The sequence below is a fragment of the Micromonospora sp. RL09-050-HVF-A genome, from assembly GCF_019374995.1.
Lineage (GTDB): Bacteria > Actinomycetota > Actinomycetes > Mycobacteriales > Micromonosporaceae > Micromonospora > Micromonospora antibiotica.
The window spans coordinates 3,952,463-3,976,497 of record NZ_JAGKQP010000002.1 but is presented as its reverse complement, the minus strand read 5'-3'; the positions used below and the strand labels follow the sequence as shown (position 1 = coordinate 3,976,497).

Annotated in this window: 17 protein-coding genes and 2 pseudogenes; 8 read left to right on the top strand and 11 right to left on the bottom strand. The window is 73.9% G+C overall.

The window, feature by feature from the left end; genetic code table 11:
- Window positions 1-44: 44 nt before the first annotated feature.
- Entirely contained in the window at window positions 45-815 is a 771-nt protein-coding gene (locus tag J7462_RS17345) for a phosphatase PAP2 family protein (RefSeq protein ID WP_219464990.1), read from the bottom strand.
- A 198-nt stretch (window positions 816-1,013) separates the two neighbouring features.
- Between J7462_RS17345 and J7462_RS17340 the strand changes: the two genes are divergently transcribed.
- Entirely contained in the window at window positions 1,014-2,222 is a 1,209-nt protein-coding gene (locus J7462_RS17340; RefSeq protein ID WP_219464989.1) for a DUF4032 domain-containing protein, read from the top strand.
- Window positions 2,223-2,819: 597 nt separating this feature from the next.
- On the opposite strand, the gene nagA is transcribed toward J7462_RS17340, so the two are convergent.
- The 3 genes from nagA to J7462_RS17325 are packed head-to-tail and all read right to left on the bottom strand — an operon-like array spanning window position 2,820 to window position 5,856.
- Window positions 2,820-3,929: an N-acetylglucosamine-6-phosphate deacetylase gene (gene nagA / locus J7462_RS17335; protein WP_219464988.1), complete on the bottom strand. Its 1,110-nt coding sequence runs from the start codon at window positions 3,927-3,929 to the stop codon at window positions 2,820-2,822.
- Window positions 3,926-4,930, bottom strand: coding sequence for an ROK family protein (locus J7462_RS17330; RefSeq protein WP_219464986.1), 1,005 nt, complete (start codon window positions 4,928-4,930; stop codon window positions 3,926-3,928). The genes nagA and J7462_RS17330 overlap by 4 nt, the downstream gene beginning before the upstream one ends.
- The gene (locus tag J7462_RS17325; protein WP_219464984.1) at window positions 4,927-5,856 is read right to left on the bottom strand and encodes an SIS domain-containing protein; all 930 of its coding nucleotides are present in this window, start codon (window positions 5,854-5,856) and stop codon (window positions 4,927-4,929) included. Before J7462_RS17325 ends, J7462_RS17330 begins: the two co-directional genes overlap by 4 nt.
- Window positions 5,857-6,053: 197 nt before the next feature.
- On the opposite strand from J7462_RS17325, the pseudogene J7462_RS17320 reads away from it, so the two are divergent.
- The 5 genes and pseudogenes from J7462_RS17320 to J7462_RS17300 all read left to right on the top strand — a co-directional run bounded on the left by J7462_RS17320 (window position 6,054) and on the right by J7462_RS17300 (window position 10,539).
- Window positions 6,054-6,838, top strand: a pseudogene (locus tag J7462_RS17320) (DeoR/GlpR family DNA-binding transcription regulator).
- Window positions 6,839-6,957: 119 nt separating this feature from the next.
- On the top strand, window positions 6,958-7,968 hold the full coding sequence (locus J7462_RS17315) for an ABC transporter ATP-binding protein (protein ID WP_255597767.1): 1,011 nt from the start codon (window positions 6,958-6,960) through the stop codon (window positions 7,966-7,968).
- Entirely contained in the window at window positions 7,965-8,978 is a 1,014-nt protein-coding gene (locus J7462_RS17310) for an ABC transporter permease subunit (protein WP_208567829.1), read from the top strand. Before J7462_RS17315 ends, J7462_RS17310 begins: the two co-directional genes overlap by 4 nt.
- Before the next feature lie 173 nt (window positions 8,979-9,151).
- Window positions 9,152-9,682, top strand: coding sequence for a DUF3263 domain-containing protein (locus J7462_RS17305; protein ID WP_219464981.1), 531 nt, complete (start codon window positions 9,152-9,154; stop codon window positions 9,680-9,682).
- A gap of 344 nt (window positions 9,683-10,026) precedes the next feature.
- The gene (locus J7462_RS17300) at window positions 10,027-10,539 is read left to right on the top strand and encodes a GNAT family N-acetyltransferase (protein ID WP_208567931.1); all 513 of its coding nucleotides are present in this window, start codon (window positions 10,027-10,029) and stop codon (window positions 10,537-10,539) included.
- A 605-nt stretch (window positions 10,540-11,144) separates the two neighbouring features.
- Here J7462_RS17300 and J7462_RS17295 read toward each other — a convergent pair.
- From J7462_RS17295 to J7462_RS17265, 7 genes are all read right to left on the bottom strand, one after another.
- A complete protein-coding gene (locus tag J7462_RS17295; RefSeq protein WP_219464980.1) occupies window positions 11,145-13,472 on the bottom strand; it encodes an AAA family ATPase in 2,328 nt (775 codons plus the stop codon).
- Window positions 13,473-13,513: 41 nt separating this feature from the next.
- On the bottom strand, window positions 13,514-14,125 hold the full coding sequence (locus J7462_RS17290; protein WP_219464978.1) for a hypothetical protein: 612 nt from the start codon (window positions 14,123-14,125) through the stop codon (window positions 13,514-13,516).
- A gap of 44 nt (window positions 14,126-14,169) precedes the next feature.
- Window positions 14,170-14,772: an ATP/GTP-binding protein gene (locus J7462_RS17285; RefSeq protein WP_219464977.1), complete on the bottom strand. Its 603-nt coding sequence runs from the start codon at window positions 14,770-14,772 to the stop codon at window positions 14,170-14,172.
- A 132-nt stretch (window positions 14,773-14,904) separates the two neighbouring features.
- Window positions 14,905-15,378 (bottom strand): DUF742 domain-containing protein, encoded by a 474-nt coding sequence (locus tag J7462_RS17280; protein ID WP_208567834.1) that lies wholly within the window; start codon window positions 15,376-15,378, stop codon window positions 14,905-14,907.
- A complete protein-coding gene (locus J7462_RS17275; protein WP_208567835.1) occupies window positions 15,375-15,845 on the bottom strand; it encodes a roadblock/LC7 domain-containing protein in 471 nt (156 codons plus the stop codon). The genes J7462_RS17280 and J7462_RS17275 overlap by 4 nt, the downstream gene beginning before the upstream one ends.
- Window positions 15,842-18,658 carry a nitrate- and nitrite sensing domain-containing protein gene (locus J7462_RS17270; protein WP_219464976.1) on the bottom strand — a complete coding sequence of 939 codons (2,817 nt, stop codon included), beginning with the start codon at window positions 18,656-18,658 and terminating at the stop codon, window positions 15,842-15,844. The genes J7462_RS17275 and J7462_RS17270 overlap by 4 nt, the downstream gene beginning before the upstream one ends.
- On the bottom strand, window positions 18,645-19,832 hold the full coding sequence (locus J7462_RS17265; RefSeq protein ID WP_219464975.1) for a hypothetical protein: 1,188 nt from the start codon (window positions 19,830-19,832) through the stop codon (window positions 18,645-18,647). The genes J7462_RS17270 and J7462_RS17265 overlap by 14 nt, the downstream gene beginning before the upstream one ends.
- Window positions 19,833-20,200: 368 nt before the next feature.
- Between J7462_RS17265 and J7462_RS17260 the strand changes: the two genes are divergently transcribed.
- Window positions 20,201-23,071 carry an alpha/beta fold hydrolase gene (locus J7462_RS17260; protein WP_219464974.1) on the top strand — a complete coding sequence of 957 codons (2,871 nt, stop codon included), beginning with the start codon at window positions 20,201-20,203 and terminating at the stop codon, window positions 23,069-23,071.
- Window positions 23,071-24,011: pseudogene (locus J7462_RS17255) on the top strand (ABC transporter permease). Before J7462_RS17260 ends, J7462_RS17255 begins: the two are co-directional and overlap by 1 nt.
- The last annotated feature ends 24 nt before the right edge of the window (window positions 24,012-24,035 follow it).

Here is a 24,035-nt window from a genome sequence, read left to right as displayed (position 1 = left end):
GGGGCGAGGCGTCGGGTCCGCAACCGGACGACAGCGCGGCCCAGTTAGGCGTCGGCGGTGAACGGACGGTCCCGGCCGCGCAACCGGGCCGGTAACGGCAGGTCGTCCCAGGGGACGCGGCGCAGCAGCCGGTCCAGCAGCAGCCCCAGCAGCAGCCCGGCCACCGAGTCGGTCAACCAGTGCCAGCCCAGGTAGGTGGTGGTGCACAGGACCACCAGCGGCGGCACCACCCGCACGGCGGTGACCAGTCGGGTGGGCATCCGCCGGCCCACCGTGCGCAGCAGTGGGACGAGCAGCAGGGCGAGCACGCCGTACCAGACGATCGCGTTGGCCACGTGCCCCGACGGGTACGACTGGGCGTAGCGGACCGGCAGGTCGTGCTGGAACAGCGGCAGGGTCTGCTCCGGTGACAGGAAGGGTTCCTTGACGCTGGCGCTCGGGGCCGGGCGGGCCGTCCACACCTTGAGCGGCCCGATGGTCAGATTGGTGAGCGCGAAGGCGACCACGGGGGGCAGCATCGGGCGCACCGAGCGGAGCCGGACGGCCAGCAGCACCCCCAGGGCGGCGGCCAACAGCGTCAACGGGGTGCCCTGGCCGAGCAGGTTGAGCACCCGGGCCACCCAGTACGCGGCGGTCGGCCGGTGCGCGTCGGCCCAGTCGGCGACCGCCCGGTCGACACCGAACAGGTGGCCGGCGGCGAGCGCCCACGTCAGGCCGACCAGGGCGGTGAGCAGCAGCAGGTCGAACCACCAGCCGGCCGGGCGGACCGGCCGCAGCCGTACCCCGCCGCGTACCGTCGTGGTTCGCTCCCGCACGCGATCACGCTACCGGCCGACCACCGGGGCCGTGGTGGCAAGGGGCGTGGCCAGCCCCGCCGGGGCCCGCGTGGGACGGTGGCGCGGCCCCGGCGGGTGGTGGTACGGCCCCCGGCGGGTGGTGGCGCGGCCCCGGTCGATGTGTGTCGAACCACGAAGGGAGGCGCACGCCGGGGAGCACCCGGCACACTTGTCCCCGTGCGGATCACCTCGGCCCTCGTCGACCCGGCGCTGCTCGACCTTCCCTGGTCGACCCCGCTGGAGCAGTGGCCTGCCCGGCACCTGGTGGCACTGCCGCAGGGCATCTCCCGGCACATCGTCCGGTTCGTCCGCCTCGGCGACTACGTGTACGCCGTCAAGGAGACCGGGGAGCGGGTCGCCGAACGCGAGTACGACCTGCTGCGGGCGCTGGAACGGATCGACTTCCCGTCGGTGGAGGCGATCGCGATCGTGGCCGACCGGCAGGCCGACGACGGCACCCCGCTGGACCCGGTGCTGATCACCAGGCACCTCCAGTTCTCGTTGCCCTACCGGGCGCTGTTCTCCCGCACGCTGCGCCCGGAGACGATGGGCCGGCTGCTCGACGCTCTCGCCGTGCTGCTGGTCCGGATGCACCTGACGGGCTTCTTCTGGGGCGACTGCTCGCTGTCCAACACCCTGTTCCGGCGGGACGCCGGGGCGTTCGCCGCCTACCTGGTCGACGCGGAGACCGGTGCGCTGCACCGCACGCTGTCCAACGGGCAGCGCGGTGAGGACCTGGAGATCGCCCGGGTCAACATCTTCGGTGAGGCGCTGGACCTCCAGGCCGCCGGGCTGCTGCACGAGTCGATCGACCCGGAGGTGGTGTGCGAGGAGGTCGTGCAGCGCTACGAGCGGCTCTGGCACGAGATCACCTACGAGCAGCAGGTCGAGCGGGAGGCCCGGCACGACATCGAGGGCCGGATCCGCCGCCTCAACGACCTGGGCTTCGACGTGGCCGAGGTGGCCCTGTCGACGGTCGACGACGGGCGTTACCTGGTCCGCCCGAAGGTCGTCGACGCCGGCTACCACACCCGGCGGCTGATCCGGCTCACCGGCCTCGACGCCGAGGAGAACCAGGCCCGTCGGCTCCTCAACGACCTGGACGCCTACCGGGTGGAGAGCGACCTCACCGACGAGCAGCAGGCGGCCCACCGCTGGCTGACCGAGGTCTTCGAGCCGGTCGTCCGGGCCGTCCCCGCGCACCTGCGGCACAAGCTGGAGCCGCAGGAGATCTTCGCGCAGATCATCGAACACAAGTGGCTGCTGTCCGAGCGGGCCCGCCGGGACGTGGGGATGGGCCCGGCGGTGCAGTCGTACCTGGCCGACGTGCTGGTGCACCGCCCCGACGAGCAGGCCGTCCTGGGCGTCGAGGTCCCCACCGCCTGACCCGTCCCGCGTTCCGGCCGGGGGACGGTACTGCGTCGACCGGATGACCGGCCGGCTGGCACCGCAACACCGGCTCCGTCAACACCTCCGCCGCCAACACCTCCGCCGGTCAGGATGTGTGTTGCGCGTCCTTTAGACCTGATGACGTAGACGACTCGGGTACCCGGTGCGGCGCGTTCGCCGCACCGGGTTCGATGCGTCGGTCCGCTGTCGTCGGCCTTCGGGCACCGGCGCCTTCGGGCACCGGCGCCTTCGGGCACCGGCGCCTTCGGGCACCGGCGCCTTCGGGCACCGGCGCCTTCGGGTGCCGGCGCCTTCGGGCACCGGCGCCTTCGGGTGCCGGCGCCTTCGGGCACCGGCGCCTTCGGGTGCCGGCGCCTTCGGGCACCGGCGCCTTCGGGTGCCCCGTGAACCGTTGACGTCATCAGCTCGAAAGGACGTGCACCGCACCCCCGGTGCTCGCCGGTCCGCACCTGTGAGCAGGTCGTCGAGGAGCCAGCGGGCCGCGTCACGGAGTGGCGGATGACCGGGGTCCCCGCCCAGGCCCGTCGCGTCGCGTCGCCGTGTCGCACCAGCTGGGCGGGCGCGGCGGAGCGGTCAGTCGAGCCAGGTGCCGGCGCGCATCACCCGGACGACGTTCAGCTCGTCGTCGAGCACCACCAGGTCGGCGCGCAGACCCGCCTGGAGGGCACCGACCCGGTCGCCGAGGCCGATGGCGCGGGCCGGGGTGGTGGCGACCATGCGTACCGCGTCGGTGATCGGGATTCCGGCGGTGACGGCGTGCCGCAGCGCCGCGTCCATGGTGAGGGTGCTGCCGGCGATCGCCCCGTCGCGGGCCAGCCGGGCCACCCCGTCGGCCACGGCGACGGCCTGGCCGCCCAGCTCGTAGTCGCCGTCGGGCATGCCGGCGGCGGCCATCGCGTCGGTGATCAGCGCGACCCGTTCCGGGCCGGCCACGGCGGTGGCGAAGGTGAGCATCCCGTCGTGCAGGTGCACCCCGTCGGCGACCAGCTCACAGACCACGTTCGGGGCCTCCAGCAGGGCCACCACCGGGCCCGGTTCGCGGTGGTGCAGCGGGCGCATCCCGTTGAACAGGTGGGTTCCGACGCTCGCCCCGGCCGAGACGGCGGCCCGGGTCTGCTCCCAGGTGGCGTCGGTGTGGCCGACGGCGGCGACCACCCCGTGCGAGGTGAGCAGCTTGATGGCGTCCAGCGCGCCGGGGCGCTCCGGGGCCAGGGTGACCATACGGACCGTCCCCGCCCCCTCGGCGATGAGCTGCTCCAGCTCCTCGGTGGACGGGTCGCGGAGGAACTCCGGGTTCTGCGCGCCGCACCGGGCCGCCGACAGGTACGGGCCCTCGAAGTGGACGCCCGCCAGCACACCCTCGCCGACCAGCGGCGCGAAGGCGGCGGTCGCCGTGCGCATCAGGTCGAAGGGGGAGCTGACCAGGCTGGCCAGCAGGGTGGTGGTGCCGTGTCGCCTGTGGAACGCGGCGGCCTCCCGGGCGGCGTCGGCGTCACCGGTGGTGAAGGTGCGCCCGCCCCCGCCATGGGTGTGCATGTCCACGAAACCCGGCACGATCCAGTGCCCGTCGCGTTTGGCCGGGTACTCGGCGACCGCGGTGATCCGCTCGCCGTCCAGCTCCACGCACCCCTGTCGGACCACGCCGGTCGGGGTCACCACCTTGCCGGTCACCCGCTGGGTCATCGTCTCTCCAGAGTGTCGAGGGCGAGCAGGGCGGCACCGAGGCAGCCGGCCTCGTCGCCGAGGGCCGCCGCGACCAGGCGCGGCTCCCGATGGAAGGTCATCCGGTCGTGCAGGGCGGCGCGGAGCGGGCCGAGCAGTTGCTCGCCGGCCCGGGCCAGGCCGCCACCGATGACGATGGTGTCCACGTCGTAGAGGGCCTGCCCGGTGGCGAGCCCGTCGGCGAGCGCCTCGACGGCCTCCCGCCACACCCGCCCGGCCAGTTCCTCCCCCGCCGCCGCGCGCCCGGCCACGTCGGCCGCACTCGCCGCGCCCCGGGCCGGCATGGTGCCGGTCGGGACTGCCACGGGGTCGGTCGCGGGCGGGTCGGGGGGTGTACCGGCGGCCAGTTCGGCGTAGCGGCGGGCGATGGCCGAGGCGGACGAGACGGCCTCCAGGCAGCCGGGCCGGCCGCAACCGCAGCGCGGGCCGTCGGGGCGTACCAGGATGTGGCCGATCTCGCCGGCCGCACCGTGTGCGCCGACGGCGGCCGACCCGGCGACCACGTGCGCGGCGGCGATGCCGGTGCCGATCGCGACGAAGAGCACGTGCCGGGCGTCCCGGCCGGCGCCGAGCCGGGCCTCGGCGATCCCGCCCACCCGCACGTCGTGGCCGAGCGCCGCCGGCAGCCCGAGCCGTGCACCCACCAGCCTGCGCAGCGGTACGTCCCGGAAGCCGACGTTGGCCGACCAGACCGCCACCCCGGCGGCCTCGTCGACCACCCCGGGCACGGCGACGCCGCAGGCCACCGGGGTCGACCCGGCGGCGCGGGCCCGGTCGGCCAGCCCTTCGGCGACGGCCAGGACGGTCTGCACCACGGCGTCCGGGCCGCGCCCGGCGTCGGTCGGGTGCCGTTCGGCGTGCGCCACGCTGCCGTCCGGGCGGACCAGGGCGCACTTCATGCCGGTGCCGCCGACGTCCAACGCGACGACGATCCGGTCGTCGCCCGTCGACCCGTCGGTCATGCCAGCACCACTGAGCGGGTCAGGTGCCGGGGCGCGTCCGGGTCCAGCCCCCGGCTGGTCGCCAGGGCCACCGCGAAGCGTTGGGCGAGGATCAGGTCGGCCATCGGGTCGACCGGGGTCCGGCCGGCCGCCCAACTGCCCAGCACGGTGTGGCACCCGTGGTGCCGGCTGTGCACGAACGCCGCCCCGGTGGCCGCGACGTCCTCGGGCAGCCCGTCGGGCAGCTCACCGAAGGCCCAGACCAGCCGGCCGGGGCCGGCGATCGAGATGGGGCCGTGCCGGTAGTCCATCGCCGGGTACGCCTCGGCCCAGAACGTGGCCGCCTCGCGGCACTTCAGCGCGGCCTCCTGGGCCAGCCCGACCGTCCAGCCGCGACCGAGGAAGGTGGCCTGGTCGATGCGGGCCGGGTCGAGCGGCAGCGGGGCCCGCACGGCGACCTCGGCGTCGGCGGCCAGCGCCTCGACGTTGTCGCCGAGGTGGGCGCGCAGCAGCGCCAGGGCGCTGGTGGCGAACCGGGTCTGCACCACCGAACGTTCGTCGGCGAAGGGCATCGGCACGGCCGTGTCGGCCAGCGTGGCGGCGGGCGAGGCGGGGTCACCGACCAGGACGGTGGTGGGGGTCCGGTCGCGCAGCGCGGCGAGCAGGTCGAGGACCTCGGTGGTGGTGCCGGAGCGGGTGACCGCGATCAGCCGGTCGTAGTGGCGGTCGGCGGGGAACTCGCTGGCCTGGAAGGCGTCGGTCTCGCCGTGGCCGGCGCGCTCGCGTAGCCCGGCGTACGCCATGGCCATGAACCACGACGTGCCGCAACCGACGACGGCGACCCGCTCGCCGGGGCGGGGGAGGCTGGTGGCGACGGTGCCGGCCAGCCGGGCGGCCTCCCGCCAGCAGTCGGGCTGGCTGGCGATCTCCGCGTCGACGTACGCCATGGGGAACTCCTCGCACAGGGGAGGGAGGTGCGCAATACGGCTCATTACTACCGTCTTTCGCGCGTTATTCTGCGCGAAACGGGGTGCGCGTGGCAACCTGCCCCGGGACCGCGCAGAGGCGGGTTTTGCGCACCGGGAGTTTCGCGCACTACTGTGCACGCCATCGATCACCCTTCGTGCAGAGTCGGAGGCCCCCCGTGGACCGGTACGCCAGGTGGAACGCTCTGCTCGAAATGCTCACCGGCAGCGGGCGGGTCAGCGTCGAGGAGGCCGCCGAGCGGCTCGACGTCTCGCAGGCCACCATCCGACGCGACTTCGACCAGCTCGCCCAGCAGCAGATGATCACCCGGACCCGGGGTGGCGCGGTCGCCAACGGCGTCTCCTACGACCTGCCGCTGCGCTACAAGACGGCCAAGCACTCCGCCGAGAAGCAGCGGATCGGGGCCGCCGCCGCCGCGCTCGTCGCCCCGGGCACCGTGGTCGGCCTCAACGGCGGCACCACCAGCACCGAGGTGGCGCGCGCCCTGGCCGTCCGCCCCGACCTGAACACCAGCGCCGAGGGCGCCCAGCTTACCGTGGTCACCAACGCGCTGAACATCGCCAACGAGCTGCTGGTCCGCTCCCGGATGAAGGTGGTGGTCGCCGGGGGTGTGGTGCGGCCGAAGTCGTTCGAGCTGGTCGGGCCGCTGGGTGGGGCGTTGCTGCGCGAGGTCACCCTCGACGTCGCCCTGTTGGGCGTGGACGCGCTCGATCCGCAGCTGGGTGCCGCCGCCCACCACGAGGGGGAGGCGGCGATGAACAACCTGATGGTGGCGCGGGCCAAGCGGGTCGTGATCATCGCGGACTCGTCCAAGCTGGGCGGTCACGCGTTCGCCCGGATCTGCCCGGTGGAGCGGGTGGAGACCCTGGTGACCGACTCCGGGGCGGCCCGGAACTGGTCGATGCGTTCCGCGCCGCCGGAGTGGCCGTCATCTGCGCCTGAGTGACCCGTTGATGCACCGTCGGTAGTGAATTGCGCACCGATGCATACCGGGTATTGCCCTGGCGGGTATACCGAGTATGGTGACCGCTGTCATCAGCCACCATCGGGGGAGGCGCAGCTTGTCGGCTGTCCTGGAGATCGAAGGTCTACGTAAGACGTACAAAAGCCGTCGGCGCGGTGTCCGCAACGCGCTGGACGGTTTCGACATGCGGGTGGAGGCCGGTCAGGTGCACGGCTTCCTCGGCCCCAACGGGTCGGGCAAGACCACCACCCTGCGCACCCTGCTCGGGCTGATCCAGCCCGACGGCGGGCGGATGGCCATCCTCGGCCACGAGGTGCCCGGCGCACTGCCCACCGTCGCCGGCCAGGTCGGCGCGATCGTGGAGAGCCCGCAGTTCTTCCCGCACTTCTCCGCCCGGGACACCCTGTCCCTGCTGGCCGGGGCCGGCGACGTCCCCGCCGTACGGGTCGACGAGGTGCTCGAACTGGTCGGGCTGCGGGACCGGGCCGGTGAGCGGGTCAAGACGTACTCGCTCGGCATGAAGCAGCGGCTCGCCGTCGCGTCCGCCCTACTCAAGAACCCCAAACTGCTGATCCTCGACGAGCCGGCCAACGGCCTCGACCCGGGCGGCATCCGGGAGATGCGCACCCTGATGCGCACCCTCGCCGAATCCGGGATGACCGTGGTGCTGTCCAGCCACATCCTCGGCGAGATCCAGCTCATCTGCGACGAGGTCACCATCATCTCGCTGGGCCGTCGGGTTGCCGCCGGTCCGGTGGAGCAGGTGCTGGCCCAACACTCGCACGGTGGCGTACGGGTACGCCTGGACGCCGCCGAGGACCTCGCCGCCGCCGCCGAACTGCTCGGCCGGGCCGGTGTCGCGGTCACCCGTCACCCCGACCACCTGATGCTGGCCGGCGTGGACAAGCCGGCCGCGGTCAGCCGGCTGCTCGCCGAACAACACCTGTACGTCAGCGAACTGGCCCCGGTCGCGGTGGACCTGGAGAGCGTCTTCCTGGAGATCACCGCCACCGCGCCGGTCCCCGGTCAGCACCGGCAGGTCGACCAGTCCGCCAAGATCGGCGAGCCCGGCCACGCCGGCGGCACCACGGGAGGGTGGGGCGCATGAGCCTGTACGTCACCGAACTGCGTCGGCTGGCCAAGCGCCGGCTCACCCGGGTCATGCTGGTCCTGCTCGTACTCGGCCTGACCGGCATCGTCACCGCCTTCGCCTTCTCCAGCCACAAGCTCTCGCCTGCGGTCATCGCCCAGGCGCAGGCAGAGTCGGACGCGAACTTCCGCGACGCCGTCAAGGACTGGGAACGCTCGATCGCCGACTGCGACGCGGCCAAGGCCCGGGGCGAGCAGACCGAGGACCGGTACGGCCCGAACTGCGGCCGGGACTGGAAGCCCACCCCGGAGATGTTCGACCCGAAGTGGAACCTGCCCTACCAGTTCGACTTCCGGGCCGAGTTCGGGGTCTTCATCGCCGTCTTCGCCGGGGCGGTGGCGCTGTTCGCCTTCCTGATCGGTGCCTCCTTCGTGGGGGCCGAGTGGAGCACCGGCGGGATGATGAACCTGCTGCTGTGGCGGCCGAAACGGCTCACCGTGCTCGGCACCAAACTGGCCGCCGTGCTCACCACCCTGACCGGGGTGACCGTGGTGCTCGGCGCGCTGTGGACCCTGGCCTTCTGGCTGATCGCCTCCAACCGGGGGACCACCGAGAAGGTCACCTCCGGGGTGTGGCAGTCCGCCGGGATCAGCGGTCTGCGGGCATGGGGGCTGATCCTCGCCGTCGGCGCGGTGGCCTTCGCGCTGGCCTCGCTGGGCCGGCACACCGCGATGGCGCTCGGCGTGGCCGTCGGCGTGGGAGTGGTCAGCGAGATCGGCATCCGGATCGCCATGACGATCGCCGGGGTCCGGTTCGGGGACCGCTGGGTGCTGTCCACCTATGCGCTCGCCTGGTTCGAAAAGAAGTGGACGCTGGTCGACTACCGCTCCTGCGAGCTCGTCCAGGGCGAGTGCACGCCGAAGGAAATGCTGGTGACCTGGCAGGACTCGGCCCTGGTGTTCGGCATCGGCACCGCCGTGGTGATGGTGGCCGCGTTCTGGATGATGCGTCGGCGCGACATCACCTGAGCCGGGTGCCGCCCGGTTCGGGCGGCATCCCGACGCGGCGGGCCCGTGTCGACCGACGGTCGACACGGGCCCGCCCGTCGTCTGCGGTGCCTCGCCCGTTGCGGGTGGAGCGTCACCCACCCTGGTTAAGCTGGGTTTACCCCGCCCAGCCGCCCACCCTGCCGAGGAGCGCCATGCCGCCCGCCGATGCCGTTCCCCGGTCCGACCCGTCACCGGAGCCGGTCGACACGCCGCCGCAGGTGCCCTCGCCGCGGTCGGCCCCGGCCGCCGAGCGGGCGTTGGCCCCGACGGCCGAACGGGCGTCGATCCCGGACGCCGAGCGGGCGTTGGCCCCGGCCGCTGAACGGGCGTTGGCCCCGACGGCCGAGCGGGCGTCGGCCCCGGCCGCCGAGCCGACTGGTGGGCAAGCGTCGGTTGACGGCGACGAGCCGGCCGGTGCCGTGCGTGCCGGTGCGCGACCGTCGGTCGATGTCGACGAGCTGTCCGAGCGGGAGCTGCGCATCCTCGCCTTCGAACTGCAGTGGTGGCGGCACGCTGGAGCGAAGGAGCAGGCCATCCGGGACACGTTCGGGCTCTCCGCCACTCGCTACTACCAGTTGCTCAACGGGCTGTTGGACCGCCCTGCCGCCCTGGTCGCCGAGCCGCTGCTGATCGGCCGCCTGCGTCGACTGCGCGCCTCCCGGGCCCGCAACCGACGTCGCTGAACCCCGGGACACCGATGGCCCATCGAGACGGCGTAACGCCCCACCGGCCGGCGGTCGGTCCCGTCGCCCCCCCGGGCCGCACGGCGGTCGGTCCCGCCACCCGGCCGCATGGTGGCCGGTCCCCGCTCCCGGGCCGCACGGGTCGGGGTCGCGCCTGCCGGGTCGCGCGGCGGTGTGACGCCGCTTCGTCGACCGGTGCGTGGAAGGGGTGTGGCGGACGCTCCTGACAGCGGAGCGTGAGGTGAGCTGCGCTGATGGGACGACCGGCCGAGACCTACGACCAGACCGACAGTCACCTCCCAAAGGGGTGGACGACAGCCGGCAGGGGCGGCAGACTGCGGCACGTGGTAGGCGCGGTACGACTGGAACCGGTCGACGAGACGAACCTGGAGTCGTTGCTATCCGTAGCGGCGGCCGAGGCCGAGCCGAGTGATGTCATGCCCCCGGTGGACGCCCCTGCCGGCTGGTCGCACGCTCGTCGGGAGGCGTTCCGGGAGTTCCACCGGGCCAGCTTCGGTGGCCTGGACGGGCCGACCCGCACCCTGATGTTCGCCGTGTGCGTCGGCGGCGAGGTGGTGGGCATGGTGCGGATGGCCCGCTGCGACACCCCCGGGGTGGCGGAGACCGGGATGTGGCTCGGCCGGTCGGCCCGGGGCCAGGGCCTCGGCGCGGCGGCCCTGCGGGAGTTGCTCAACGTCGCGGCGGCCGCTGGTATGCACTCGGTCGTCGCGGACACCACCCCGGACAACGGGGGAGCCATCGCGGTGCTGCGCAACTGCGGCGCGCAGCTGCGCGAGAGCGGTGGCAAGGTGTACGCGGAGATCTCGCTCGACGCGACCCCGCCCGCCGCCGGCTGACCCGCTTCCGTCGGGAGCACCATCGGCGCGGGCAGCGGAGCGCTGGTCGCGGGCGAACGCGACGCGGCCGGTGTGTCACACCGGGCGACGACGGAGCGCTTCGATTGCGGCCCGTGGTCTTTGTGGCATACGGAATGCGTCAGCCGAAGCGCCGGAGGGGCGGTGCGGTGAAGCGGCGGTGCGGTGAAGCGGCGGTGCGGTGAAGCGGCGGTGCGGCCTGCACGACACCCATGCTTCCACGATCAGTGATATGCCAGGCTGGCATACTTATGCCGCTCAGGCATACCGCTCATTGCAGGATCTACTTGTCCGCGGCGACACGCCCGAACGGGTGGCCCAGACACCCAAGCCGCCAGGCATCACCCGGTCGGCCAGGCCGGCGGCCGGCTGTCCAGCCCGGAGGTCTGCACCTTCCCGCCCGCAGGCCCCGGCCCGGTTCACCGTGCGAAGTCCGCCGGCCTGGTCCACCGTGCGAAGTCCGCCGGCCCGGTTCACCGTGCGAAGTCCGCCGGCCCGGCTCACCGCCCGCAGGCCCCCGGCCTGGCCCACCGTACGAAGTCCGCCGGCCCACCACGCCAAGCCCGCCGACCCGGAGCAGGCCCTGTTCAGCCCGCGTGTTTGTCGGCGTAGGCGGCGAGCCAGGCGACCTGCGCCGGGTCCAGGGAGGGGCGGACCCGGTCGCGGGCGGTGGCCACGTGCGCGGCGGTGACCGTGGCGGCGGACAGCGACTCCCGCATCGCGGCCAGCGCCGCCTCCCGCACCAGCGCCGCACAGTCCGCCGCCGAGAATCCGGTCAGCTCCTCGCCGAGCGTCGCCAGGTCCACGTCCTCGGCGAGTGGCACGGCGCGGGACGCGGCCCGGAGGATCTCCGCGCGGGCCGGGCCGTCCGGCGGCGGCACGTACACCAGCCGCTCCAGCCGGCCGGGGCGCAGCAGGGCCGGGTCGACCAGGTCCGGCCGGTTGGTCGCCCCGATCACCACCACGTTGCGTAGCGCCTCCACCCCGTCCAACTCGGTCAGCAAGGCGGCGACCACCCGGTCGGTCGTACCGCCGTCGGTGGCCTGGCCGCGCACCGGGGCCAGCGCGTCCATCTCGTCGAGGAACACCAGCGTCGGCGCGGCCTCGCGGGCCCGGCGGAACAGCTCCCGGACCGCCCGCTCGCTCTCCCCGACCCACTTGGAGAGCAACTCGGCGCCCTTCACCGACAACACGTTCGCCCGGCCGGTCCCGGCCAGGGCGGTCACCAGGTAGGTCTTGCCGCACCCGGGCGGCCCGTAGAGCAGCACCCCCCGGGGTGGTTGCACCCCCAACCGGGCGAAGGTGTCCGGGTAGGTCAACGGCCAGAGCACCGACTCGGTGAGGGTCTGCTTCACCTCACCGAGGCCGCCGACGTCGTCGAGGGTGACCGTGGCCAGTTCCAGCGTGGACGCCGCCATGGTGGTCGGTCGGACCACCTCCAGCGCCGCCGAGAAGTCCGCCATCGCCACCGTCGGTGTCTCGGCGGTCTTCTGCCGCAGCGCCGCCCGCACCCCGGCCTCCCGGACCAGCGCGGCCAGGTCGGCGGCGACGAACCCGGGGGTACGCCCGGCCACCTCGTCGAGCCGGACGTCCTCGGCCAGCGGCACCTGCCGGGTCAGTACGGTCAACTGCTCCCGGCGCAACGCCGGGTCGGGCAACGGCACCGTGATCCGCAGCGACAGCAGGTCGGGCGCGCGTAACCCCGGGTCGACCGACTCCGGGCGGGACGTGGTGCACACCACCGCCGTACCGGATCGGACGGCCCCGGCGAGCACCTGCCGGAACACGGTGGCCAACGGGCCGGCGTCCTCCGCCGGGGCCAGCGCCTCGACGTCGGTGACCAGCAACACGGCCGGCCCGCCGTCTGCCAGGTCGGCGACGGTCTCGCGCAACCGGCGGGCCGCCGCGTCGTTGGTCAGCGCGGCGAGTTCCGGGGCCCACAGCGGGCGGACCCGGGCCCCGACCGTCCTGGCCACCGCCCGGACCAGCGCCGACTTGCCCGATCCGGCCGGCCCGCTGAGCAGCACACCGAGCGAGACCGTGGTGCCCAGCCGGCCCAGCACCTCACCGTGGTGGAAACCCAGGTCCAGCAGTTCGGTCAGTTCCTCGGCCTGGGCGCGTAACCCGGGCAGCTCGTCCACGTGTGGCACGTCGTCGTCCGCCGCCTCGGTGACGGTGCCGGCCGTCGGCCCACCGGCCGTCGGACCGGTCGGGGTCCCCGCCGCCGAAACGGAGGTCTCCGCCGCCGAAGTGTCGGTGGTCCGGCCGCCGGGCCGGGGACGGTCGGCACCTGCGGTGGTATCCCGGTGCGGTCGGGCCGGGCCGGAGGAGCCGTGCGTGACGTGGCCGTGTTCCCAGCCGACCACGGTGTCCATGGTCACCAGGGCGCCGGTCTCCGGTTCGGCGGCGACCACGGTCAGCAGGGTGCTCGTCCAGGCGTACCCGACGGTGTTGGCGAGGCTGCGCCGGGCGGCCTCGACCAGGCCGCGCACCGAGGCGTCGGGGAGGACGTCCTGGGGCAGCAGGGAGACGTTGTCACCTTCGGTGACGACCTTGCCGAGCAGGGCGAGTCGCAGCATCTCCGGGGACACCGCGGCGACCACCGCCACCGGGCCGGCCAGGGTCACCCGCCGGGCCGGGGTGACCGGGGCGGGCGCGACCGTCACCTGGCCGCCGTCGCGCAGCCCCAGGTTGCCCAGGGTGAGATCGTCGGCGTAGAGCAGGGCGGCGCTCGTGGTCGGTTCGGCGGGCGCGACGATCCCGGCGGTCACCCGCCTGCCGGCCAGCCGTACCGGGTCACCCGGGCGCAGCGCCAGAGCGGTCAGCACCTCCGGGTGCAGCCGGACGATGCCGCGTCGGGCGTCCAGCGCGGCCGGGCGCAGGCTGGCGGTCAGGGTCAGGTCCGGTTCGGGCATCGCCCGACAGTAGCCGCCCGCCGCAGCGGACGGTCCGCTGGTCAGCCGTCGTGGTCGAGCAACGTCGGGTCGCGACGGATCAGCTCGGCCAGCCGGGCCGCCGGGTCGACACCGGGCATCTCCCGGGCCGGCGTCCAGGCCGGTGGGGTCCGCTCCGCCAGCGGCCAGGCAGGCGGTGGGGTGTTCCGGGGGTCGCTGCCGCCCTGCACCCCGGGCTCCGCCCGCTCGTTGCGGGCACCGGGCTCGGTCCGTTCGATCCGCAGCGGGTACGTCCGCCCGGCGTACTCGACCCGCAGCGCCACGGTCAGCCCGGGGTGGGCGGCGACCACCCGACGTACCGCCTCGGCCACCTCCTCGACCGGGTCGGACCCGCCGGCGGCGGGCTCCCCCGGCCCGGTCCAACCGGGCCCGGCCCGGACCAGTTCCGCCGGCGCGGCACCGGGGCGCCCCGGACCGGCAGGTGCCACCGGGTGCGCTGGTCCGGTCGGTGCCGTCGCCGGGTGCACCGGTTCCGTCGTGGCCCGGCCGGTGGTCGTGAAGGCCAGGGTCGACCCGCCGTCGTCGGCCTCCGCGCCCTGGTCGGCCGACCGGCGACGGCGGGCCTCCTCACGGCGTGCCAGCCGGGCCAGTGTCTCGTCCAGACCACCTCTCATGACGTCCCCCTCTCCCGTGGAAACGGCCCCGAGCGCCGATTCGTTCAGATGCCCTTCTCCCGCACCGCCCGGTCCAGTGCCCGGTCCAGGACGACCAGCAGGGCGTCCCGCACCGAGAGCCGGTCCCTGGCGTCGAACTGCACCAGCGGTACGTGGTCACCGATCGCCAGCGCCCACCGGATCGCGCCCAGCTCGTGCGTCAGCCGACCGTCGAAGGTGTTCACCCCGACCACGAAGGGCAGGCCGGCCCGCTCGAAGAAGTCGATCGCCGGGTAGCAGTCGTCCAGCCGGGAGCTGTCCACCACCACCAGCGCGCCGAGCGCCCCCCGGGCCAGGTCGTCCCACATGAAGCCGAACCGGTCCTGGCCCGGTGTGCCGAACAGGTAGAGCTTCAGGCTCCGGTCGATGGTCACGCAGCCGAAGTCCATCGCCACCGTGGTGGTGGTCTTCGTGCTGCGGGTCCCCGGATCGTCCACGCCGATGCCGGCGCTGGTCATCTCGGCCTCGGTGGTGAGCGGGGCGATCTCGGAGATCGCGCCGACCGTGGTCGTCTTGCCCACCCCGAAACCGCCGGCGATCAGGAGCTTGACCGGGATCGGTGGGGCGACGGCCGGCCCGGTCCCGGTACGGGTGTCCGGCGCGGGCACGGTCGCCGCCGCCGGTCGGTACGCCGGTGGCGGCGACGGGTGCGGCGGTGCCGTCGGGGGCCGCCCACCGGCTGCCCGTAGCGGGCGGAGGCACTGTTCGCGGCGAGCCCGCCGAGCGGGGCGACCGGCCATTCAGGAGATCGCACGGAGTCCATCAATCACTCGCAGGATGAGGTCGGGGTCAAATGCGTCGTCGACGGCGCCGACGTGCACGTCGAGGTGGCCGGCGGCCCGCAGGTCACCGACCAGCACCCGGGTCACGCCGAGCTGTAGCCGCATCCGGGCGGAGATCTCGGCCACCGAGATCGGTTCAGCGCACAGGGCGACGATCGCCTGTAGCTCGGGGGCGAGCAGGGCCGACAGCAGCGCCGCCCGGGCCGGCTCGGACCGGGCGGTGACCTGGGTCTCCAGGCCGATGGCCGGGTCCGCGCCGGCCACCCGTCCAGCGGTCAGTACGAACGGGCGGGGGCTGGCCGGTCGGTCGGTCTGCGGTTCGGGGGCGGGGACCGGTGTCGCTGTCCCGTCCCCCGTCGGGGCGCGCAGGTAGGGGCGGACCCGGACCGACGGTTCGGGTTCCGGTTCCGCACCGGCGGCGTCCCGGGTCATTGCTGAACGGCGTTCTTCAGCTCGGCGATGAGTCTCGGTGTCAGCGCCCCGCCGGCCCGGCCGGCGAAGAGCGTCATCTCGTACGCGACGGTGCCCAGGTTGGCCGACCGGTCGGCGATCACGCCGAGTACCGAGCCGCTGCTGATCGCGGTGATCAGCAGGTAACCGTCGGCCATGTCCACGATCACCCGGTTGAGCCCGCCGAGGGCGTACCAGCTGGCGGCACCGCCGGCCAGGCTGGTCATGCCGGAGACGACGGCCGCGAGGCGTTCCGCGTTGGACCGGTCCTTGATCGACGACATGGCCATCAGCAGCCCGTCGGAGGAGACCGCGATGGCTTCCAGGACACCGGCGGTGCTGGAGGTGAACGAGTCCAACAGCCAGTTGAAGGTGCGCGCCTCCGCGCTGAGATCCCCGGCCGGGTGGTTCTGGTAGTCGACGTTCTCGTGTACGTGCGGGCTGGTCACCGTGTCGTTCCTTCTTCAGTGCGGTGGTCGGGACGGACTTCGCGTAGAGCCCGGGCGACGCCCGTCTCGAACGCGTTGATGAGATCGCGGACCTCGCCGGGATCTCCCGGATGCTGGCTGGGCGGTTGCCGAGGGGGTGAGACGGCCAGGTTGGCGCCCGGTACCCGTCGGGTCAGGCGGGGTGTCGCCGGCTCGGCTGGGGGTGCGGCGGCGGGCCTTGCCTGTTCGGCCCGCTGTACCCCGGACTGGAACTGCTCGACCAGGGCGCGGGCGGCGGCCGGGTCGGCCCGGGTGCCGTCCACCGGGCCGACGACGGGGGCGGTGTGCGGCAGGCTGGCCCCGGGAACCCGCTGCCGGATCCCGGGCGGCGGGGCGGGCCGGTCCGTGGGGAGCGGGGTGGCCTGCGCGACCGTGGGGAGCAGGGTGGCCTGCGGGACCGTCGTACGGGGCTGGGCGTCTGCCGGGGTCACCGTGGCGGTGCCCCGGACCGGCGGGGCCGCCCCGGCGACGACCGGGTCGGTGTCGGCGGGCGCGGCCGGTTGCGGGTCGGCCGGCACGGTGCCGAACGCGTCCCAAGGGCCGGCGGATTCCATGCTGCGGGTCGCCTTGCTGAGCAGCGTCGGATCGAATCCGGGCAATGCCGTGGGGTCGACCAGTGGCCAGGTCGGCCCCGCCTCCACCAGCGGCCGGCTCGGCGCCGCGTCGACGGGTGGCCGCGTCGGCTCCGCGTCGATCACGGGCCAGGCGGGGGGTGGGGTCGGCGCCGCGTCGACGGGTGGCCGGCTCGGCGTCGCGTCGAGCACGGCCGGTGTCCGGCCGGTCCGGGCCGGTCCGTCGACACCGGGCGCGGCGGTGGTCCCGGCCCGGTCCCGCGACGGGAGTACGGCGGGGCCGGCCGTGGTGGGCCGGTCCCGGGAGGACAGGGCGGCGCGGGCGACGGGTTCCCCGTGACGCCCGGTGGTGGCGCGCACCAGGGCGGAACCGGGGAGCACCAGGCTGGCGGTCACCCCACCACCGGCGGTCGGGGTGAGTTCCACCGCCCAGCCGTGCCGGCGGGCCAGCCGACCCACCACGAAGAGCCCGAGCACCTCGGACGGGGCCAGGTCCAGCCGTTCCCGGCGGGTGAACCTGGCGTTCTCCTCGGCCAGCCGCTGCTCGCTCATGCCGATGCCCTGGTCGATCACGGCCAACCGGGCACCGTCGTCGGTCGGTTCGGCGGTGACCACGACCCGGGTGTGCGGCGGGGAGAACACGGTGGCGTTCTCCATCAGCTCGGCCAGGGCCAGCACCAGGTCGCCGATGATCGCCGGTACGGCGACCACCTCCGGGGGGACCCGCACGTCCACCCGGGTGTAGTCCTCGATCTCACCGAGCGCCAACCGGACCACGTCGGCCACCGGGACCGGTGCGACGTGTGCGTCGTCGCCCGCCGCGCCGGAGAGCACCACCAGGCTGCCCGCGTTACGGCGCAGCCGGCTGGAGATGTGGTCGAGCCGGTACAGGTGCTCCAGCCGGCCCGGCTCGGTCTCCTGCTGCTCCAGTCGGTCGATCAGGGCGATCTGCCGGCCGACCAGGTTCTGGGTACGTCGGCCGACGTGACCGAACATCTGGGCCACGTTGCGTCGGCTCGCCACCTGCCGTTCCACCAGCCGGGCGGCGGTGTTCTGCACCCGTTCGAAGGCGCGGGCCAGGTCGCCGATCTCGTCGCGGGCACCCACGTCGACCGGGTCGAGGCGGACCGGTGGGACGGTCTCCGACTCGTCGTCGGCGACCCGGACCAGCTCGGACTCGGCGACCCGGGCGACCCGGTCGGCGGAGCGGGTGAGCCGGGTGAGCGGCCGGGCCACCGCCCGGCCGACCGCGATGGTGAGCAGGATGACCGCGATCAGGACCAGGACGATCAGCAGGGTCACCCAGTACGCCCCGGCGAGCGCCACCTGCCGGTCGGCGCGCACCTCGGCGGTGACGTCGGCGGCCAGTTTCTTCTCCACGAACTGGCCCAGGGTGATCATCGAGGAGACGGTGGGGAAGAGGGTCGCCACGTCCAGCGAGCCGATCGCCGTGGCCGGGTCCAGGGCGCTCTGGTTGATGAAGTTCGGGCCGGTGCGGTTGGCGACCGCCACTTCCTCCAGGGTGAGCAGGTCGAGCTGCTCGGGGGTGACCAGGGCCTGGAGCCGGGCGCTCTCGTCGGAGAGGACGGCGAAGTTCGCCACGTAGGCGGTGACGGTCTGGGCGCTGGGCCGGGCGGCGACCAGCACGATCAGGGTGGCGCCGGCGCTGAGGCTCTCACCGGTGCGCAGCAGGCCGTCCAGGGCCAGCACCTGCCGCCCGGTCGGGGTGCGGGTGTCCGCGTTGAGGCGGAGCTGAAGTGAGTTGATCAGGGCGGTGTTCACCGGCCCGTATCCGGCCATGAGCTGGTCCGGGCCGGTCTGCCCGGCCACCGCCGCCGTCCGCAGGGCGGCCAGTTGGCGTACCCCGTCCAGGGCGGTGTCGACCTCTGCCGGCAGGGCGTCGCCGAACTCGGCGCGCAGGTCGGCGATCCGGTCGTCCACCTCGGCGACCTTCTGCACCAGGTCGGTGCGCTCGACCTGCTTGAGCAGCAGGCCGATGGCGAGCAGGCGTTCCTGCTGGAGGTGTTGGAGGATCGTGCCGACCCGGCTGGCGATCCGGACCCGGTCGGCGAGGTCGCCGGCCCGCTGCGCCACGGTGGCCCGGTCCCAGACCACCGGCACGGTGAGCCCGACCATGCAGAGCAGGGGGACCATCAGCAGTAGGGCCAGCTTGCCCCGGATCCGGAGCCTACCGAGCAGCATCGAAGGGCCTCCACCGGTCGGGTTCGGAGCTCTGGCCCACCGGCTGGAGCACCGGCACCGGTCCGGCCGGTGGCCGACCGGACCGCGTCGGCGGCTCCCACCGGGTGGCGGCGGTGGTTTCGGCCGGGTCGCCGGGTGCGGTGTCCCGGCCGGGCGGGGTGCCGGTGCGGCGCGGCAGCCAACCGCTCGCGCCGAGCGCCGCCAGGAGCAGCACGGCCACCCCGCCGGCGGCGAGGATCAGCAGGTCGTCGCGGTCGAGCTGGTCGATGCGCTGGCGGAGGAGCCGGTCCAGTTCGTCGAGGATGACCGGCTGGAGTTCCCGGGCGGCGGTCTGCGCCTGGCTCCGGGCAGCGGTGAGTTTCGTCAGGTCGACCGCTTGCGTACGGTTGTCTGGCTGGGACAGCGCCGCCAACGCCTCGACCGCCCGCTGGTAGTTGTCGAACGGGGTGAGCACGTCCGCGCCGATGCCGGCGCTCTCCGAGGTCTCCACCACCGTCTGGAGGTCGTCGACCAGGTCGCCCGCCGGTTGCAGGGCGGCGAACCGGAGGGTCGCCAGTTGGCCCAGGGAACGGGCCTGTTCGGCGGCGGGTCGTCGTGGCATCAGCACGGCCAGGTCGACGAGCCGGCCGGCGGCGACCACGGCCTCCGGCATCTCCTCGCCGACGCCGTCCTGGAGGAAGTACGAGTCGGAGCCGGGGTCCCGGATCAGGCCGGAGGTCTCCCGGATCTTGCCGTGCAGGGCCAACAGCAGATCGGTGACCTCGCCGTACGCGGTGAAGGCGACCTCCGGGTCGGTGAGTGACCGGCTCGGCAGTCCCTCCAGTTTGGCCCGCAGCCCGGCCCACCGCTCGGTGCTGCGCAGCTCGCCGCCGATGCGGGTGTCGACCGCTGCGGCCGCCTCCACCGCCCGGTCCAGGGCGTCGCGGGGCACCGAACGGCCGGCGACGGCGGCGGTCTGCACGTTCACCAGCGCCTCGGTGACCGGGCCGAGGACGCGCAGGTACTCGACGCCGAGGCGTTCCCGTTCGGCCAGCTCCCGGTCGGCGTCCACCAACTGGTGACCCCGCACGACGAGGAACGCCACCGGCAGCAACAGCGCGGTGGCGAGTAGCAACGGCAACAGGCGGCCCGGTGTCCTGGGCCGTCGACGGACCCGCGAGGCGGGAACGGTCATGGTGGTCTCCTCCGGCGGCGGCGCAGGGGGTCGGGGATGGCGTGGAACTTCGGTCCCGTGCGTCGGACCGGAACCTAATCGAAGGGCGATCCCTGGCCGGAGGTCTGCACCGGTCAGTTTTGCGTCACTTCGAGTGATGTGACGCGACATCAACCTTCCCGACACGCTCCGTACTGTTGTCGGAGTGACATGCTCGTTTCCATTGTGATATAGCGCATTAAGCGTGAATTCACGGAGTCCGAACTCGTTCTGGGTGAACGCCGGGTGACCTTGTGCGTTTGACCTGTCCGGCCGACGATTGGCCGACCAGGACGGACGTACGGCGGATCTCAGCCAACGCTCAGGTTCCGGGCCGTACCGTGAGCCGAATGAAATCGCCGCTGTCGGCTGCCCGGCTCCGCCGTGCCCTGCCCACCGGTCGCCGCGCGGTCGCCGCGTCGGTGGGCGTCGTCCTGCTGGCGGGGGTCGTCGGCTGGGCGGTCTGGCCGGACCGGCCGGATTTCCGCACCGAGTCGACCGCGCTCACCGTGCGCTCCGGGCCCGGCGGCGACGAGCCCGTCGACCTGGACACCACGCTCTACCTGCCGCGCGGCGCTACGGCCGACCGGAAGGTCCCGGCCGTGCTGCTGGCGCACGGCTTCGGCGGTACGAAGGACTCCGTCCGCGCCGACGCCGAGGACCTGGTGGGGCAGGGCTACGCGGTGCTGACCTGGACGGCGCGGGGCTTCGGCCGCAGCGGCGGGCAGATCCACCTGGACAGCCCCGACTACGAGGTGCGCGACGCCCAGCGGCTGCTGGACTGGCTGGCCGCCCGCCCCGAGGTGCGTACCGACGCCGCCGGTGACCCCCGGGTCGGGGTGGTCGGCGGCTCGTACGGCGGCGGGCTGGCCCTGCTGCTGGCCGCGCAGGACCCCCGGGTCGACGCGATCGTCCCCATGATCACCTGGAACGACCTGTCCCGCGCCTTCCTGCCGGAGAACACCGGCAAGCCGGCCACCGAGGGCGTGTTCAAGAAGGGCTGGGCCGGCATCTTCTTCGGCGGTGGCGGCAGCGCCGGTTCCGGGCCGGCCGGGCTGTCCGGCAACACCGCCGCGGCCCAGCCGGAAGGGGCACCCGCGTCGGCCGGTGCGCCCAGCCCTCGGCCCGGTGGCGGCCCGGGCAGCGGATCGTCGCGCGCCCCGGGGGCCGCCGCCGACCCGTCCTGTGGCCGGTTCGCCGCCGACGTCTGCGCCGCGTACCTGCGGATCGCCACCACCGGGCGGGCCGACCAGGCGGCGGTGGACCTGCTCCGGCGTTCCTCCCCGGCCGACGTGCTGGGCCGGATCAAGGCCCCCGCCCTGCTGGTGCAGGGCGAGGCGGACACCCTCTTCCCGCTCACCGAGGCGGACGCCAACGCACGCGGCATCGCCGCCGCCGGCACCCCCGTGCGGGTGGCCTGGTTCACCGGCGGCCACGACGGCGGCACCGGCCCGACAAGCGACTCCGACCGGGTGAAGTACCTGACCGTGCAGTGGCTGGACCACTACGTCAAGGGCACCGGCGCGGCCCCCGGCGACGACTTCACGTTCTCCCGGATCGCCGGTTTCGACGCCCTCGACCGGGGCCTCGTCGCCACCGGTTACCGCACCGCCGACTATCCCGGGGTGACCGGGGACGCCCGGCGCGAGGTGCCGGTCACCGGGTCGGCCCAACCGGTCGCCAACCCGCCCAACGGCAACCCGGCGGCGATCTCGGCGATCCCGTTCGCCGGGTCGCTCGGCTCCCTGCTCGACGGGGTCGCCGGCGACGTACCCGGCCAGCACGCCCGGTTCGAGTCGACACCGCTGACCGAGGCGGTGGACGTGGTGGGTGCACCCACCGTCACCGTCCGGGCCGCGTCGGCGACCGGCGAGGCGGTCCTGTTCGCCAAGCTCTACGACGTCGACCCGGCCGGTGCGGCGACGCTGCCCGACGGGCTGGTCGCCCCGATCCGGTTGACCGGCCTGCCGGCCACCATCGACGCCGCGCAGCCGGTCCAGGTGACCCTGCCGGCGATCGTCCGCCGGGTCGAGGCCGGGCACCGGCTGCGGGTGGTGCTGGCCACCGCCGACCAGGCGTACACCACACCTGCCGAGCCGGCCGTCTACACGGTGGCGGTCGACGGGGCGGTGAGCCTGCCGACGGTCACCGCCACCCCGATCCCGACCACCGCCACGGTGTGGCGCTGGGTGCTGGTCGGCCTGCTGGCCGCGATCCTGATCGGGCTCGTCGTGGTCGTCGCCGTGGTCCGCCGCCGGCACCGCCGCCAGGACGACTCCGTCCATCCCGAGTACGCGGGCATCCCGCTCGCCGTCCGTGACCTGCGCAAGGAGTACGCGGACGGTTTCGTCGCGGTGTCCCGGGTGGACTTCGAGGTGCACCCCGGCCAGGTGATGGGGCTGCTCGGCCCGAACGGCGCCGGCAAGACCACCACCCTGCGGGTGCTGATGGGGTTGACCCAGCCGACCGCCGGGGAAATCTACGTCTTCGGACACCGGCTGGTGCCCGGCTCGCCGGTGCTGTCGCGGATCGGCGCGCTGGTGGAGGGGCCCGGTTTCCTGCCGCACCTGTCCGGCCTGGACAACCTGAGGGCGTACTGGCGGGCGACCGGGCGGCCGTGGGCCGACGCGCACTTCGACGAGGCGTTGGAGATCGCCGGCCTGGGCGACTCGGTGCACCGGCGGACCAAGAACTACAGCCACGGCATGCGGCAGCGGCTGGCCATCGCGCAGGCCATGCTGGGCCTGCCGGAGCTGCTGGTGCTCGACGAGCCGACCGACGGGCTCGACCCGCCGCAGATCGCCGAGATGCGCCGGGTCCTCCAGCGGTACGCCACCGACGGCCGGGCGGTGCTGGTCTCCAGTCACCTGCTGGCCGAGGTGGAGCAGACCTGCACGCACGCGGTGGTGGTCAACAAGGGCCGGATCGTCGCCTCGGGCCCGGTGGAGGAGATCGTCGGCGAGTCGCCGAGCACCCTGTTCGAGGTGACCGACCAGGCCGCCGCGCGGGCGGTGCTGAGTCGCCTCGACGCGGTGCAGGTGCTGACCGCCGACGACGCCGGTGGGCTGGTGGTGGACACGAACGGGACCGCCCGCAGCGAGGTGGTGGCCGAGCTGGTCCGGGCCGGGATCGGGGTGGACCGGGTGGTGCCACGGCGTCGCCTGGAGGACGCGTTCCTCGCCCTGGTGGGCGAGAACTCTCGGGGAAGCGGTGACCGGTGATGGCAGGTTCTGCGGCGGGTTCCCCGTCGGGCGGCGCGGCCGCGCGTGGCGCGGCCCCGGACGGGACCGCGACGGGGGCGTTCGGGCCGGGTGGGGCGGCGGTCGGGTACCGGCCGGGGGCGACCCTGCCGTTCGGGGCGGAGTTCCGCCGGCAGGCGTCGCGGCGGCGTACCCAGTTGGCACTCGGTTTCATGGTGCTGCTGCCGTTGATCATTCTGGTGGCGTTCCAGTTCGAGTCCGGGGACGACGACGGCAGCGGGCGCGGCGAGTTCTCCAGCCTCGCCGACCTGGCCACCTCGGGCGGGCTCAACTTCACCCTCTTCTCGATCCTGGTGTCGGCGTCGTTCCTGCTGGTCGTGGTGGTGGCGCTGTTCTGCGGTGACACGGTGGCCAGCGAGGCGAGCTGGGGCAGCCTGCGCTACCTGCTGGCGGTGCCGGTGCCCGGGCCCGACTGTTGACGGTGAAGCTGCTGGTGGCGCTGGCGTACTCCGGGCTGGCCCTGCTGTTGTTGGCCGGCACGGCCCTGCTCGCCGGCACCCTGCGCTACGGCTGGTCGCCGCTGACCAGCCAGGTCGCCGCCGAGCTGACCCCGACCGAGGGGCTGGTACGGCTGCTGGCGGTGCTCGGCTACCTGGCGGTGGTCCTGCTGGTGGTGGCCGGGCTGGCGTTCCTGCTGTCGGTGATCACGGATGCTGCGCTGGGCGCGGTCGGCGGCGCGGTGCTGCTGTGGATCCTGTCCAGCATCCTGGATCAGATCACCGCGCTGGGGGCGCTGCGCGACTTCCTGCCGACCCACTACAGCAGCGCCTGGCTGGGCCTGCTGTCCACCCCGATGCAGACCGACGACGTGGTCCGGGGCGCGATCTCGGCGATCAGCTACGCCACCCTGTTCTGGGGGCTGGCCTTCTGGCGCTTCACCCGCAAGGACGTCACGAGCTGACGGCCGGTCTGACCCGGCCCGGCG

Excerpts from the sequence above, each read along its gene's own strand:
- J7462_RS17310 (WP_208567829.1), top strand. The coding sequence starts at position 7,965 with ATGAGCCTGTACGTCACCGAACTGCGTCGGCTGGCCAAGCGCCGGCTC.
- J7462_RS17305 (WP_219464981.1), top strand. The coding sequence starts at position 9,152 with ATGCCGCCCGCCGATGCCGTTCCCCGGTCCGACCCGTCACCGGAGCCG.
- J7462_RS17270 (WP_219464976.1), bottom strand. The coding sequence starts at position 18,658 with ATGCTGCTCGGTAGGCTCCGGATCCGGGGCAAGCTGGCCCTACTGCTG.
- J7462_RS17280 (WP_208567834.1), bottom strand. The coding sequence starts at position 15,378 with ATGACCCGGGACGCCGCCGGTGCGGAACCGGAACCCGAACCGTCGGTC.
- J7462_RS17295 (WP_219464980.1), bottom strand. The coding sequence starts at position 13,472 with ATGCCCGAACCGGACCTGACCCTGACCGCCAGCCTGCGCCCGGCCGCG.
- J7462_RS17260 (WP_219464974.1), top strand. The coding sequence starts at position 20,201 with ATGAAATCGCCGCTGTCGGCTGCCCGGCTCCGCCGTGCCCTGCCCACC.
- J7462_RS17325 (WP_219464984.1), bottom strand. The coding sequence starts at position 5,856 with ATGGCGTACGTCGACGCGGAGATCGCCAGCCAGCCCGACTGCTGGCGG.
- J7462_RS17290 (WP_219464978.1), bottom strand. The coding sequence starts at position 14,125 with ATGAGAGGTGGTCTGGACGAGACACTGGCCCGGCTGGCACGCCGTGAG.
- J7462_RS17265 (WP_219464975.1), bottom strand. The coding sequence starts at position 19,832 with ATGACCGTTCCCGCCTCGCGGGTCCGTCGACGGCCCAGGACACCGGGC.
- nagA (WP_219464988.1), bottom strand. The coding sequence starts at position 3,929 with ATGACCCAGCGGGTGACCGGCAAGGTGGTGACCCCGACCGGCGTGGTC.
- J7462_RS17330 (WP_219464986.1), bottom strand. The coding sequence starts at position 4,930 with ATGACCGACGGGTCGACGGGCGACGACCGGATCGTCGTCGCGTTGGAC.